The sequence below is a fragment of the Pandoraea terrae genome (assembly GCF_902459695.1).
GTDB lineage: Bacteria > Pseudomonadota > Gammaproteobacteria > Burkholderiales > Burkholderiaceae > Pandoraea > Pandoraea terrae.
The window spans coordinates 1-14,568 of record NZ_CABPRZ010000013.1; the positions used below are offsets into that span (position 1 = coordinate 1).

The 14,568-nt window shown below is 62.6% G+C and carries 13 protein-coding genes; 5 read left to right on the plus strand and 8 right to left on the minus strand.

The annotated features are described in order from the left end of the window. The 5 genes from PTE30175_RS15675 to PTE30175_RS15695 all read left to right on the plus strand — a co-directional run. Nucleotides 1-141: NAD(P)(+) transhydrogenase (Re/Si-specific) subunit beta (locus PTE30175_RS15675; RefSeq protein ID WP_150698003.1), on the plus strand; the 141-nt coding region annotated here is incomplete at its 5' end. A 238-nt stretch (nt 142-379) separates the two neighbouring features. Continuing rightward, nucleotides 380-670: a hypothetical protein gene (locus PTE30175_RS15680; RefSeq protein WP_150698004.1), complete on the plus strand. Its 291-nt coding sequence runs from the start codon at nt 380-382 to the stop codon at nt 668-670. A 50-nt stretch (nt 671-720) separates the two neighbouring features. Next, nucleotides 721-1,881, plus strand: a complete 1,161-nt coding sequence (locus PTE30175_RS15685) for a mandelate racemase/muconate lactonizing enzyme family protein (protein WP_150698005.1) — start codon at nt 721-723, stop codon at nt 1,879-1,881. 24 nt (nt 1,882-1,905) lie between these two features. Beyond that, nucleotides 1,906-3,021, plus strand: a complete 1,116-nt coding sequence (locus PTE30175_RS15690) for a M24 family metallopeptidase (protein ID WP_150698006.1) — start codon at nt 1,906-1,908, stop codon at nt 3,019-3,021. Nucleotides 3,022-3,032: 11 nt separating this feature from the next. Further along, nucleotides 3,033-4,463 carry an amidohydrolase family protein gene (locus PTE30175_RS15695; protein ID WP_150698007.1) on the plus strand — a complete coding sequence of 477 codons (1,431 nt, stop codon included), beginning with the start codon at nt 3,033-3,035 and terminating at the stop codon, nt 4,461-4,463. A 78-nt stretch (nt 4,464-4,541) separates the two neighbouring features. Here the strand turns inward: PTE30175_RS15695 and PTE30175_RS15700 are convergent, their stop codons facing one another. The 8 genes from PTE30175_RS15700 to PTE30175_RS15735 all read right to left on the minus strand — a co-directional run bounded on the left by PTE30175_RS15700 (nt 4,542) and on the right by PTE30175_RS15735 (nt 14,349). Beyond that, the gene (locus PTE30175_RS15700) at nt 4,542-5,639 is read right to left on the minus strand and encodes a CobW family GTP-binding protein (RefSeq protein ID WP_191629094.1); all 1,098 of its coding nucleotides are present in this window, start codon (nt 5,637-5,639) and stop codon (nt 4,542-4,544) included. 7 nt (nt 5,640-5,646) lie between these two features. Then, a complete protein-coding gene (locus tag PTE30175_RS15705) occupies nt 5,647-6,114 on the minus strand; it encodes a RidA family protein (protein ID WP_150698009.1) in 468 nt (155 codons plus the stop codon). 64 nt (nt 6,115-6,178) lie between these two features. After that, the gene (locus PTE30175_RS15710; protein WP_150698010.1) at nt 6,179-6,940 is read right to left on the minus strand and encodes a GntR family transcriptional regulator; all 762 of its coding nucleotides are present in this window, start codon (nt 6,938-6,940) and stop codon (nt 6,179-6,181) included. A 790-nt stretch (nt 6,941-7,730) separates the two neighbouring features. Beyond that, a complete protein-coding gene (locus tag PTE30175_RS15715; protein ID WP_150698011.1) occupies nt 7,731-8,768 on the minus strand; it encodes a patatin-like phospholipase family protein in 1,038 nt (345 codons plus the stop codon). 127 nt (nt 8,769-8,895) lie between these two features. Beyond that, nucleotides 8,896-9,510, minus strand: coding sequence for an HD domain-containing protein (locus PTE30175_RS15720; protein WP_224788801.1), 615 nt, complete (start codon nt 9,508-9,510; stop codon nt 8,896-8,898). Nucleotides 9,511-9,539: 29 nt separating this feature from the next. Then, complete coding sequence (locus tag PTE30175_RS15725) at nt 9,540-10,757, minus strand: adenylate/guanylate cyclase domain-containing protein (protein ID WP_150698013.1); 1,218 nt, start codon at nt 10,755-10,757, stop codon at nt 9,540-9,542. Then, a complete protein-coding gene (locus PTE30175_RS15730; RefSeq protein WP_191629095.1) occupies nt 10,754-13,234 on the minus strand; it encodes an ATP-binding protein in 2,481 nt (826 codons plus the stop codon). Before PTE30175_RS15730 ends, PTE30175_RS15725 begins: the two co-directional genes overlap by 4 nt. A gap of 125 nt (nt 13,235-13,359) precedes the next feature. Further along, on the minus strand, nt 13,360-14,349 hold the full coding sequence (locus PTE30175_RS15735) for a substrate-binding domain-containing protein (protein WP_224788802.1): 990 nt from the start codon (nt 14,347-14,349) through the stop codon (nt 13,360-13,362). Between the last annotated feature and the right edge of the window lie 219 nt (nt 14,350-14,568).

Consider the following 14,568-nt stretch of genomic DNA (forward strand, 5'->3'; position numbering starts at 1 on the left):
AAGACGATCATCGTGAACAAGCGCTCGATGGCCGCCGGCTACGCCGGGCTGGACAACGAACTGTTCTATCTCGACAAAACCATGATGGTGTTCGGCGACGCGAAGAAGGTCGTCGAGGATATGGTGAAGACCGTCGAATGAGAGAGGGCGGCCGGCGAGCCGTTCGCGCCGGCACGACTTCCAGGCCGGCGAGACAGTCGCGGCGCGACGTTGGCGGGGAAACGCCAAGGCAGCTCGGGAGCATCCCATGACCCTCGCGAACGCTACGTGTTGGGCATATCACAGCCAATGATGGAGGAGACAGAATGAGACGAGCGACAAGGGCACCGGCGCGGGTACGTGCATCGACCTGCAGGGTCCGCAGGTGGACGCGGGGCGGATGCATGCTCACCGTGCCGGCCATTGCAGCGATCTGCATGCCGGCGATCGCCACGGCGCAGACATTGGTGACGATGTTGTCTCCAATGTGCCGACCGACCCCTTCGTCCCCAATACGATCGCCGACGCCAACGGCTATGCCCTGTCCAAGCGCACCGAACTGTACGCGCTGGCCTCGTTTCTGCGTAACAACGCGGGCTGGATCTACAACTATTCGACCGACAGCGTGGGGCCTATTGGGCTCGGCGCGCGACTTAGCGGCTTCGGCGCCGGCATCGTGCATACGTCCTAGCGCGTTCCGGCATCGGAACGCAGCCGTCCTTTCATTGATGGAGAGCTATCTTGAGCAAAATCGCATCGCTTGAAACCATGCTCGTGCATTTGCCGACACGGCGCGAACACAAGTGGACCGGTCTGACAGAACCGATCGGCCGCTACGTCCTCGTGCGGCTGCGCGACGACGCAGGCAACGAAGGTTGGGGCGAGGCGCCCGCGCTAAAGGATTGGGGCGGAGAGTTCGGCCGTTACTTCGGCGAGTCGCCGGCGATCGCTCGGCTCGTCATCGAGCAATACCTCGCGCCTTCCATCCGGGGTCTTGAGGTCGGCAATATCGCCGAACTGCATCAACGCATGGACCGGGTGATCAAGGGCTATCCGTACGCGAAGGCGGCGGTGGACTTCGCGGCCTACGATCTCGCCGGAAGGCGTTTCGGTGTGCCGGTGCATACCCTCCTCGGAGGCCAGTCGCGCAAGCGCGTGGCTGTCACGCATTCGATCGGCCTGATCGAGATCGACCAGGCCGTCCGCGAGGTGGCGCAGGTGGCCGCCGAGGGCATTCGCACGATCAAGATCAAGGTCGGTGTCGATCCGAAACGCGACATCGAGATGGTCCGCCGCGTGCGCGAGGCGGTCGGGCCGTCGGTCGAGCTGTGCGTTGACGCGAACGAAGGCTACGAGACGGCCGGCTTGGCGATCCGCACGATTCGCGAGATGGAAGCCTACGGACTCAAGTACGCGGAGCAGCCGGTGATGGGCATTGAGCGGCTTGCAGAAGTCGCGAGGGCGATCGACACCCCCGTGATGGCAGACGAGAGTGCGTGGAATGCTCACGACGTGATCCAGATCATCGAGCGGCGCGCCGCCGAGATCGTCTCAATCTACACGACCAAGCCGGGTGGCCTGTATCGCGCCATGGAAGTGGCGGCGGTCGCCCGTGCCGCAGGCATCCTCTGCAACGTCAACGGCTCGGTCGAGACCGGTGTCGGCAATCTCGCCAACATCCATCTCGCGTCGGCGGCGCCGGCGGCCACCCTGTCTTGCGTGGTGCCGCTATCGACCCGTGCCGAGGACCTGGCGGGCCGCGTCGGCGGCATCTACTACAAGGACGACCTGATACGCACGTCGATGCGTATCGTCGACGGCGCGATCGAAGTGCCCGAAGGGCCGGGCATGGGGATCAACGTCGACATGGACAAGATCAACCAGTACCTCGTGCGCGATTGAGCGCCTAAGACAAGGAGAAGACACATGCGTGCAGACATCATCGCCCGGCAGGTTCGCGTGATGCAGGCCGAGGGCCTTGACGCCATCGTCGCGTCCTCGCCGGAGAATTTCGCGTACGTCACCGGCTTCGTCGTGCCGTCGCAGCCGCTGCTGCGCCATCGTCACGCCATGGCCATCGTGACGGCCGACGGTGGGGCGCAATTGTTCGGCGTGGACATGGAGGAGACGACGATCCGGCGCCAGGCGCCTGAGACGCCGCTGCGCGTCTGGGGCGAGTTTACCGATGACGCCATGGCGGTGCTGGCGTCGCAACTGACCGGCATGGGACTCGCCGCCGGGAAGATCGGCATGGAGATGGACTACTTGCCGGCCGGCGATTTCGCACGCCTGCAGGGATTCCTGCCCGGCGCCCGCTTCGTCGCGGTCGAACAGCGGCTCGCTCGCCTGCGCCAGTTGAAGACGCCGGACGAGATCGCGCGCCTTCGATCGCTATCGCGCATTGCCGACCAGGCCATCACGGATGCCTTCGCCTCAGTTCAGGCGGGCAGCTCGGAGATGGATATCGCCGCCGCGCTGACGCGTGGCGTCTATTCGCTTGGCGCCACGCACTTCAAGTTGATGATCGTGGCAACGGGCGAGCGCAGCGAGTTGCCGAACGTCGGGCCGTCGGAGCGGCGCTTGCAGCGCAAGGATGTTTGCCGCGTCGAGATCTTCGCCGTCAAGGACGGCTACCAGGCCGGCGTGTGCCGGACCGCTGTCGTGCAGGAAGCGCCTGAGCATGCGGAGGAGATCTGGGCCAAGCTGGTCGAGTGCAAGTACCAATTGCTCGACATGATCAAGCCCGGTGCAAGTTCCCGCCGGATCTACGAGGCCTTTCTCGCCAAGATGGCTGAGCTCAAGCTGCCGCCGATTTCGTTCGTCGGGCACGGCATCGGCCTGCATCTGCACGAGGACCCCTACCTCGGCATGTATTCCGACACCCCGCTGGAGGCCGGCATGGTGCTGGGGATCGAACCGCTTGTCTACCGCACCGGCTACGGCTATGGCATGCAGAACAAGGATATGGTACTAGTGACCGACACCGGTGCGGAACTGCTCTCCGATTACGCGAATACGGATCAATTGTTGCTTGTTCGATAACGAGGTTGGCAATGCGTACACTGCTTGAGAATCTGGAGTTTGCCCTGACGGTCGACCGACACGACACCGTGCTGAAACGAGCATCGATGGTGGTCGAGAACGACCGTATTGCGGCGCTTGGCCCGGCGGCGGAGATTGCCTCGCGCTATCCGCGCGAGGCGTTCGACGAGATCATCGATGCCAGCCGCTACGGCGTGGTGCCGGGGTTCATCGACGGTCATGTGCACCTGTCGGAAACACTCTCGCGCGCGGTCTTTCCCGACAACCTCAACACACGCGCCTGGGTTTTTCACTGGGCCAAGCCGTTCTACGCGCACGTCAACGGCGAGGACGAAGTGGTGGGGGCGAGGCTCGGCATGGCGGAAATGCTGCGCAACGGGACCACGTGCTTTCTCGACATGGGGGCGCAGAACGATGTCGGCGGCGTGGCGCGCGCGATCGACGCGATCGGCATGCGCGGCATCACCGGACGCCACGCGGCCGACGTGCGGCCCCAGCAGGTGCCGCACGGCTGGACCGAAGAAATGATGGACCACCATTTCTTCCCTGACGCGCAGACCGCGCTTTCCGTGCTCGAAGACACCGTCAAGGAGTGGCACGGGCGTGCCGGCGGCCGCGTGCGTTGCTGGGTCAACATCGAAGGCAAGGAGCCGTGCAGCCTCGAGTTGCACGTGGGGGCACGTGCGCTGGCGCAGAAGCTCGGCGTCGGCACGACCTATCACCTGGCCACCAGCGTCGAGGAAATGCGCGTGTCCGAGCGCAAGTACGGCAAGACGCCGGTGCAGCGGATTGGCGACGCGGGCGGCCTTGGGCCCAATCTCGTCATTGCGCATGCGGTGGCCGTCACCGAATACGAGATCGAGCAGATGGCCGAGCACGGTACCTCGGTCGCGTTCTGTCCGGCCACGTCGCTCAAGCTCGGCAAAGGCGCTGCCTCGCCCGGCGGGCGTTACCCCGAGCTGATCGAGGCGGGCGTGACGGTCGGCTTGGGCACCGACGGCGTGTCGGCCGGCGGTAACCTGAACTTGATGCGGCAGATGTACGTGGTCGCGGGCCTGTTCAAGGACGCGCGCGTCGATGCGACGCTGATCGGCGCGCGCAAGGCGCTGCGGATGGCGACGATCGAGAATGCGCAGATGCTCGGCTGGGACGACGAGATCGGCTCGCTCGAGGTGGGCAAGAAGGCAGACTTCCTGCTGTTCGATCTCGACCATTCGGAATGGACGCCGTATGGCGATCCACTGCAAGCGCTCGTCTGGTCGGCGAGTCCCGCCTCGTTGGCCCAGACCTGGGTCGACGGGCGCGCGCTGTATCGCGACGACCGGGTGACCACCATCGACGAGAAGCCGCTGCGCGCCGAGGCGCGAGAGCGTGCGGCACGCATCGTTGAGCGGGCGGGGTTGGGCGACGCCACACCGGTGGTGTCGACGACCTACGATTGAGACGGCTGGACAGAAGCAACAAAGGCCCGGGGTGATCCGGGCCTTTGTGCTTTTCCGCGTGGCGAATCCAGCGGGCAACTAACGCAGGATCGTGGCACGCACGTCGGTGAAATCCTCGAGCGAGCGTGCGATCGCTTGTGCATGCAGGCCGGTGGTGATGAAGACCAGTCGCGATCGTCGATCGTCCGATGGCCAGTCAGGTAAGCATTGTGGTGGATAGAAGACGTGATGGATTCCGTGGATCACCGTTGCGCCCGGCCTGCCACTGACGTCGAGCAAACCTTTGATGCGCAGGATGTCCTTACCGCGACTTACAAGAAGCAGACTTAGCCATTCCTCAAAGCGAGGCCAGTCGACCGGCGCGTCCAGCATGACGCAGAAGCTGCCAACGCGCATGTCGTGCCGCAGATAGCGCCCCTGCGCCGCATCGGGGGCGGCAGAATGGTCATTGTTGCCGATCGTGGCGTCATCCGAGTGCTTGGCAGCGTGACGCTCGGCTGCGAGCCACGCGAGCGCCGAGCCGCGTTTCGCATCCAAGGAAAAACGCAATGTCCCAAACAACGCGCGCGGCGAGGGCGGGGTCGACAGGGTGCTGCGATGTTGCACGGCCGACGGGTTCAGCGCGGCAAGCCGCTCTGCCAGCGTGTCGATGCTTGGCGCGGGCATGCAGTCGGTCTTGGTAATCACGATGACGTCGGCAAGCGCGGCCTGCTTGAGTGCCTCGGCATGCGTGTCGAGCTGCAATTGACCGTGCTCGGCATCGGCGGTAGCGACGAGACCGGCCAATGCGTAGTCGCGCGTGACCAGTTCCTCGGACATCAGTGTGAGCAGGATCGGCGCGGGATCGGCCAGCCCGGTGGTTTCGACGACGACGCGCGAGAATGGCGGGATGTCGCCGGCCCGGCGCCGCGCCGCCAGGTCGATCAGGGTCTGCGTGAGGTCGTCGCGCACCGCACAGCACAGGCAGCCCGACTTGAGCAGCACGATCTCGTCGGTCAATGCCTGTACAAGCAGGTGGTCGATCGCGACTTCGCCGAACTCGTTGATGAGCACGACCGTATCGTGCATGGCCTCGTCCGCGAGCAAATGCTGCAGCAGGGTCGTCTTGCCGCTGCCGAGGAAGCCGGTCAGGATGTGGACGGGCAGGCGGGCGCCCGGCGATGCCGTATCGGACATGGCGGACTCAGTCGATTTCGAAGATCGCATCGACTTCCACTGCGACGTTGCGCGGCAGGGCCGCGACGCCGACCGCCGCGCGCGCGTGCTTGCCGGCGACGCCGAGCACGTCGACCATCAGATCGGAGGCGCCGTTGATCACCTTGGGGTGCTGGTCAAAGGCGGGCGTAGAGTTGACGAAGCCTCCGAGGCGCACGCAACGCCGCACGCGCGAGGCGTCCCCTTCGACCGCGTCGTTCAGGTGCGCGAGGATATTGAGCGCGCACAGCCGCGCAGCGGCTTGTCCGTCCTCGATGCCGAATTCGTCGCCGAGCTTGCCGATATAGGCATCTTCGCCGTCGCGCTTGGGAACCTGCCCGGAAATGAACAGCAGGTTGCCGGTGCGTACCCACGGCACGTAGTTGGCGGCGGGCGTGCTGCAGTCGGGCAGTTGGAGGCCGAGGCCTTGCAGTCGGGCGGCGAGCGTATCGGACATGATCGGATCCAGTGGAGGGTCCGCGGCGAACCGCGGGAATTACCGAAAGCCGGACAGGCGCTGATCAGTCGTTCAAGCGCAACTGCATGATCGGCCCGCTTTCGGCGCGGAAAATCGACGACTGAAGCAGGTAGCGCGCCGTGCCGGCGATGTCCTTCTCGACGGCCTGACGAATGGCCACCGGGTCTTTCGCGGCGAGCGCGGCGAGGATTTCCTCGTGTACGGACGCGTCCCAATTGGTGTCAGGCGCCGACAGCGAGAAGTACATGATCGGGCCGGCCTGCAGCCAGAGCGTTTCGATTAGCGGGATCAGGACTTCGGACGGGTAGGCCCGGTACAGCGTGAAGTGGAATTCCTGGTTCTTCGACAGGCAGCCGAGGATGTCGCGCGTCTTGATCGCGTTCAGCAATTCCTTGTTGATTCGATCGAGCTGCTTGATCAGCTTGCTGCTTGAATACGCGACCGCCTCGGACGCCGCCATGCCCTCGAGCGATTTGCGCACGAGCGTGATTTCATTGAAGCGGGCCTCGGTCAGGCGCGGCACGCACACCGAGCCGTTGGGCTGGATCTCGAGCACGTTGGCGGTGACGAGCTGAGCGATGGCCTCGCGCACCGGCATTGGGCTGGTGCCGAGTGTCTGGGCGAGCTTGCGCAGGGTGATTGTCTGCCCGGGCACGAACGCGCCGATCATCAGGCCATGCTTCAGTTGGGTGTAGACCTTGTCCTGCAAGCCTTTGCGCCGCTTCTGCGGCTGCGCTTCCACGGCGGAGGCGGCAGCCGGGTCAAGCGACATTTCGCTGGTGGCGGTATTGTCAACGTGCGGCATGTTGGCTCTCGAGGATCAGTTGGGGTGCGACGGGTAGCCGCAGGCAAGACGAGTTCGCGAGGTGGGACGGGCAGCGCATTCAGATCAGACTGGCGTTTATTGTGATCACACATAGTAATCACAAAAATTCCGGTTGTCAATTCGAGGGAGGCCGCGCGCGGCCATCGCGCAACGCGCCCGATCGTCTATTTTGGGAATGCAATAGGAATTTCTCGTCTTCTGTGAGAAGAGTAGACGGCGCGTTCTCACAAAAGATGGCTAACCCGCTGCAATGCGGGGGCACTCTATTCTGTTGCATCCATCGGTTGAACCAGCAGTCGCAAGCAGACGTCGATTGACGGTGAGCCGATCCGCCGCTACAGGTACCTTTTGTCCGCGCTTTGCGAGATCCAGAACAGGCCTCGGAGGTCGTGGCTGAACGCCGTGAAATGGTTCATCTCGGGCGCGACCGAAATTTGTGATTCCGTGGCTTGCATCGGTACACATGCAGTACAGACGTCAGTTTTGCCAAACTTCGCTAAGTTACTGAAATCGCTGCTTTTTATTGCTACAGACTCCTCTCGCGGGCGCTTGATTTCTCTAGGCATAGCGCGTTACGGCCAAACTCATAATCCCTTGGTCGCTGGTTCGAACCCAGCACGGCCTACCATGCAGTACGAAAGCCCTTGGCGGTTGCGCCAAGGGCTTTTTTTATCAGGACAGGACTCAGCCCTTGATGGCCACTTAACCTTACCCGTCCAACTTTTTTAAGGTCAGTTCATTTCTGATTGGCATTTTTCGACGACTCTGCTCAAAGAAACGTCTTGGTAATGTCCGTGGACGACCGCTGCCCCAGCGCATCGAAATTCGCCTTCAGCCACGCATCAGCCCGCTCGCGACCGAGTGCGAAGAGTTCACATATGAACTTCCGATCGGCACTGAACTTGCTCGATACCCCCAACCGCGCCATTTCCTGTTCCGCATCGATGCTGTGAATGAACATGCGCCGGTATTGCGTGCGGTCCAGCGCGCCTTCGTCGATCAGGCGCGTAACGAAGTCGACGGCTCGCATCTCACGCATCAACGAGGAATTGAAGCTCAGCGTGTTGACGCGATCAAGAATCTCCTGTGCCGTGTTCGGCACATCAGGAATGCGAATCGGATTGAGGCGGATGATCAACACATCATTGGTGTCGGTTTCATAAATAAGCGGATAGATCGGCGGATTGCCCATATAGCCGCCGTCCCAATAATATTCGCCGTCGATCTCGACCGCCTGGAACAGGTGCGGCAAGCAACTCGACGCCATCACCGCCTCGATGCCGATCTCGCGATTAGTGAAGATGCGGATGCGACCTGTCAGCACGTTGGTCGCGCACAGAAACAGCTTGATGCTCGAACTGTTTTGCAACACGTTGAAATCGACTGTGTTCGACAGCATGTCGCGCAGCGGGTTCACGTTGCACGGGTTCAACTGGTACGGCGAAAAGAAGCGGGTGAGATAGTCGAACATCAGCCACATCGGTGACAGGTTCATATTGCCTCGCCCCATCATCCGGTCCATCCAGGTCGGTTGCAGCGGGCTGAACCGCGCCCATTCGGCAAGCTTGTGCCAGAACGCTTCGAGCGCGCGGCGCGCCGCTTCGCGTCCGCCGGAAGCGAGTCCGTAGGCCAGTACCGTGGCATTCATCGCGCCGGCGCTGGTGCCGCTGATGCCGTCGATCTCGATGCGGCTGTCTTCGAGCAGGCGGTCGAGCACGCCCCACGTGAACGCGCCGTGGCTGCCGCCGCCTTGCAGCGCGATATTGATGCGGCGGATCGAGTTCGAGGACGATGGCGTCGGCTTCATTCCGGTCTCCTCCGGGGGACGGTCCAGCGGCCCGCGACCGCGTTGGCCGCTGCAGTAAGCGTAGCGCTTGCAACTCTGACGTTGTGGGGCATGAGCGATTGATTCCTCGGCGATTTGCAGTGGGCGCTCAGCGCACTGCCGGCAGGGAGAGCCGCCAGGTCAGATTGCGACGGGCGCGGGCTTCGAAGCGGTCACGGAATATGTCGGTATGGTAAATCCGGGGGCGCTTCAGCAGGGCGCTCAGGAAGGAACGCTCGCGGGTGTCATAGGCGATATCGTCCAGATCGGTGCGCTCGGCCCGCAGGTGCGCCTCATCCCGTAAAAAACGCACGCGATCGTTCCCCAAGACCGCCAGGTCGATGTCGACAGTAAAGCAGGTATCGAGATCGGTTGGCGCATACAGATGCGTGGTCGCCTCGATCATCCCGGCGATATGCCCAGCCGCGGCGATGCCGCCCGCCGCCCGGCGCTCGAACCATTCGGCGCTGCACCGCTCGTTGTCCTTCGCGCCAGGGCGATAGACCACATCGTGGCACCACAGCGCCAGTTCCACGGCGTCGGGGGCGGGGATCGCCGCGCGCGCCCAGTCGAGGTCGCGCATGCAGCGACGCACGTGATGAAGGGTGTGATAGTGGCGCGTCGGCTCAGCGTAGTGAGCCGCCAGTTCGGCGTAGACATCATTTGCGTCGCTCCCGCCGCAGCGCGACCACAGCGCCAGGAAGCGCGCCTGGGTCTGGCTCACAGCCCCGCCGACGGATCGCGTGCCGGCGTTCATCGCGCCAACGCGCCCGCCCGGCCGACGAGGAACCAGGTGTGCAAGCGGCCCGCGCCCTTGGCCGCGATGCTGCCGCGCTCCTCGAGTTCGAACGCATCGCCGAGCAATTGCCGCGTGATCTCGGTGACCTGCACGCGCCCGGCCACGCCATGCGACTCCATGCGGCTGGCGATGTTCACCGCGTCGCCCCACAGATCGTAGATGAACCTGCGCTTGCCAATGACACCGGCCACCACCGCGCCGCTGTTGATGCCGATGCGCAGCTGCAGATTGAACCCGTTGCGCTCATTGAAGCGCGTCAGCGCGTCGATCATGTCCAGCGCCATGTGCGCCGCCCGCGCCGCATGGTCGGCCGCGGGGAAGGGCAGTCCGGCGGCGGCCATATACGCATCGCCGATGGTCTTGATCTTCTCGAGGCCGCGCATGTCGGCGATGCTGTCGAAGTCGGTGAAGATTTCATTGAGCAGCGCCACCAGACGCTCCGGGCTCATCCCCGCCGAAAATCGGCTGAATTGCACGATGTCGGCGAACAATACCGTCACTTCCGGAAAGCTGTCGGCGATGACTTGCAGGGAGCGGCCGGCAACTTGCTCAGGCAGCGCCTTCAGCCGCTGCGCGATCGGCGACGGCAGCAAATTGAGCAAGAGCCGCTCCGAGACCGCTTGCTCGACGACGATCTTGTCGTAGAGCGCCTTGAGCTCGTCACGCTGGCGGCGAATCATCTCATGGCTTGCGTCGAGCGCTTCCTCTGCCTGCCGGCGTTCGACGATCTCCCGCTGCAGTTGTGCGTTTTGCGCTTCCAACTGTTTTTGCATGCCGTGCAGATTCAACTGCGTGCCCACTCGCGCGATGACCTCGTCGATCGCCAACGGCTTGGTGACATAATCGACCCCGCCCGCCTTGAAGCCGCTCAGCTTATCTTCCGTTTCCGTCAGGGCCGTCATGAAGATCACCGGAATATCCCGCGTGCCGGGCAGCGCTTTCAAGCGCCGGCAGGTTTCAAAGCCGTTTAGCCCCGGCATCATCACGTCCATCAGGATGAGATCCGGCTGCGCGAAGGCGGCACGCTGCAACCCTTCCTCGCCGTCCTGCGCCACGATGACCCGGAAGCCGTGGTCCTGCAGACCTTCGACAACCACGCCCAGGTTGGCGGGCGTGTCGTCCACGATCAGAATAGTGTGGGCGGCGGGTGCGGGGGGCGAGGTCGCTGTCATGATGCCGCTCTCCGTTCCAGGAACTGTTCGATGAGGTTAAGGATGGCTTTGGACTGATACGCCTTGGCCAGCGCGCTCAACTGGTCCGCGAAGGGGCGATACTGCTCGCCGAGAGCGGGCAGGTGAGCGGCGCGCTGCGCGATGTCGCGCATGCTGCCCAGCAGGGCCAGGCGGTGCAGGATTTCCATCTCCTGTTGTGGAGGCGCGACCAAGGGCCCGTTCGTTTGCGCCCGCGCAGACGGCTCGGCCATCGGCACGTCGTAGGTCCAATCGAGCTTCAACAGCATGGCGATCTGCGACAAAAGCCTGTCCATGTCGATCGGTTTTGGTTGAAAGGCGTTGGCGCCGGCCGCCAGGCATTTCTCCTCGTCGCTGCCGGAAGTGCTCGCGGAGACGGCGATGACCGGTACCGCCTTGAAATCCGGTAGTTGGCGCAGGCGGCGCGTGGCCTCCAGCCCATCCATTTCCGGCATCACACTGTCCATCAGGATCAACGCGGGCCGCACGGCTTGGGCCTTCTCCAGTCCGTCGCGGCCATTCACCGCCTCGATCATCTCGAAGCCGAGCTGGCTCAACATGTCGACTGCCACGGCCCGATTCTCCGCGACGTCATCCACGACCAATAGGGTCTTGCGCGCACCCTTGTAGCCGGTCACGGCCCATACGGGCGGCGCCCCCGACACTTCGCCCGCGACGATCGGCACGTCCAGTTCAAACCAGAAGGTGCTGCCGACGCCTGGCTGGCTCTCGACGTGGATGTCGCCCCCCATCATGCGCACAAAGCGCCGGCTGATCGCCAACCCCAAGCCTGTGCCCCCGGGCCGGTGCCGCGTGTGTTCGACTTGCTCGAAGGGCTCGAAGATGAGATCCCAGTGCGCTTTATCGATGCCGACGCCGGTATCACGCACCTCGAATCGCACCCGGGCCGGCGGCAAAAAGCTGACGCGCAGACTCACACTACCGCGTTCGGTGAACTTGACGGCATTGGATAACAGGTTGAGCAGCACTTGGCGCAGCCGCCGCTCGTCGGCCTGTATCCCGTTGGGCAGGTCCGGCGCCATGTCGCAAGTGAACCCCAAACCTTTCTGGACAGCCTCGATGCTGACGATGTCGGCAATCACCCGCAGGAACCTGGGCAGTGGGATGCCGGTCGGATTGAGCTCCAGCTTTCCAGCTTCGATCCTGGCAAAATCCAGGATGTCGTTGATGAGCGCCAGCAGATGTTCGCCGCTTCGCTGGATCACGCCGAGCCCCTCGATTTGCCGTTCGTCCAGCGCTTTGTCGCGCCGCAGGACTTGCGCGTAGCCGAGGATGCCATTGAGCGGCGTGCGCAGTTCATGGCTCATGTTTGCAAGGAATTCGCTCTTCGCCCGATTGGCCGCTTCGGCCGTGAGCCGCGCATTCCGTTCTGCCGCAGCCTGTTTGCGTTCGGTCTGGTCGAGCACGAACGCCACGCCATGCCGTTGCGATCCCTCGAAAAATGTACCGCCGACCAGCACCGGGACGCGCGTGCCGTCCTTGCGGATGTATTCCTTTTCATACGGGGTGGAACCGCCGGTGCGCAGCACTTCCTCGATCGCCCGGGCGTCGGCCGCACGGTATTCGGGCGGGGTGAGATCCTTCCAGCCGATTTTCCCGGAGAGAAGATCTTCCCGGGAGTAGCCGACAATGCGCAGGAACGCATCGTTCGACTCGGCGACGTTGCCGTCGGTGTCCCAGAAGAACACGCCGATGATGTTCGATTCGACAAGCCGCCGAATGCGTGCTTCCCGCTCGCGCAGCGCCTGTTCCGCGGACTGCTGTTCCTCGGTGCGCTGCTGGACCCTCGCGCTCATCGCATTGATGCCTTCCTGCAGATGTCCGATCTCGTCGAGAATCGGCACGACGGGGATGCGCGCGGATAATTCCCCTTGCTCGATCCGGTTGACGCAATCGAGCGTCGTTCTGATACGCGTCACCAGACGTCGTCCATAAAGGCTGACGAGAATTGCGTTGAGGCAAAGGAGAATAAAGGCGATGCCGCCGATGGCGCGCAAAAAATCGGATCGCCGCGCCAGCATCTCCGTTTTGTCGACGGACAGACTGATGACCCAATCGATGGGATCGATCGTTGTGAAGGTAGCGTAGTACGACATGTCGCCCTGGGTGTATTCCATGACGCCCTCTTGCCGGCGAACCATTTCATCGATGAACGGGTGGTTGAATCTATCGCCCGGGTGAAGCACGGGATGGTAGACGACCCGGTTATCGGGGATTTCAACGATCGTCAACTGAGCACTTTTCAAGCCCTCTTTCTGCAGGAGCTGGCTTTGTAATTCGGCGGCCATTTCGGTGGCCGCTCGCACGCCGGCGCTATTCAACTCGCGCAGCAACGCCTGCCGTGCATTCGCCAATTCAAGCCGCAAGACCTGCTCTTGAGATTTGTAGAGAATGTCAGTGACGATAAGCGTACCCACGCCCAATACCAATGCTGTCATGATCAGCACAATCCCAAAAGACATGAGATTGAACCGAGTCATTATTTTCATGCGAAGACCTCGCCGTTTGTGTTCCGGGCAATCGATCCGGAGCTAGGGATATTCACACAAATAACAAACAGGCCCTAAAAGTGGTACTTGTCCACGTTCTCCTTGGTGAAGATCATGACCGGCAGCGCGATTTGCATATTGAAAGCGTCTTTGACGGGCATGAAGGTTCCCAATCTTCCCGCCTTGATCGCAACGCCGGGCTTCAATGCGCCGGTCGCCATTCGATAGGCGCAATAAGTCGTCAGATAGCCATGGTCGCGGGCGTTCCAGAGCACGACTGTCTTTACGGTGCCATCCTTGAGATAGTTGCGCATCAGATTCGGCGTGGAATTGCCGACCACCGCGATCTTGCCCGCCACGCCGGCATCCTTGACGGCCTTGGCCACGCCGGGGAGATTCGGGACCCCCAGCGCGATAATCCCCTTTAGTGACGGATAGGCTTTCAAGTAATCCTGGGTTATCCGGTAGGACTCCTCGGTGCTTTCGCCGGCGGGGCGGATATCCACGAGCTTGAGCCCGGGATACTTCAGGTAGATGTGCCTCTTGATCGCCTGAATCCAGCTCGACTGATTCGGTGCCGCGAAGGACGTGGTGACGATGGCGATTTCGCCATTCGGCCCGACCTCGTCTTTCATGGCTTCGACAATCTGCTTGCCGAATTCGTCGAAATTGACAAGATTGACGAAGAATTCGCGAAATTTCGTGTCGCCATCCCAGCTCATGACGTGGATGCCGGCCGCCCGGGCCTTCTTCAATACCGGGGCAATGGCGACGGGATCATTGGCCGCCACGGCAATCACATCCGGCCGGGTCGGGATGATTTTCTCGATCATCTCGATCTGCTTTTCCACCTGATTCTGGGACGGCCCGGACCAGATCACCTGCATCTGCGGAAGCTCGCCCGCGGCCTCATCGATCCCTTCTTTAACCGCGTCGTAATAGCTGATGCCGACCAGCTTGGGCATGATGACGACGCGATACTTTGCCTCGGCGGACGCCGTAAGCGGCACGCAGGCGGCCATCAACAGGAGCGCGGTGGCAAGCGCCTTCAGATATCTGCTCATTTCTCACCGTCCGTGGGTCCGCTCGCGTTCCGGGTTTCACGCGTCCTGCGGGCATGCCGGCGCGATCGACGCGGCGGTCGCGGTGGGGACTTGCGTCGCGATGTCTGGTGGCGGGCATATCGATGAGCGCTGCCGCCCCTCGGGCGCTTACGCTAACGTATTGAATGTATAGTACTTTCCGCCGCGGTTGTTTATAGGCGTTTCCCTTGAGTCCAATAA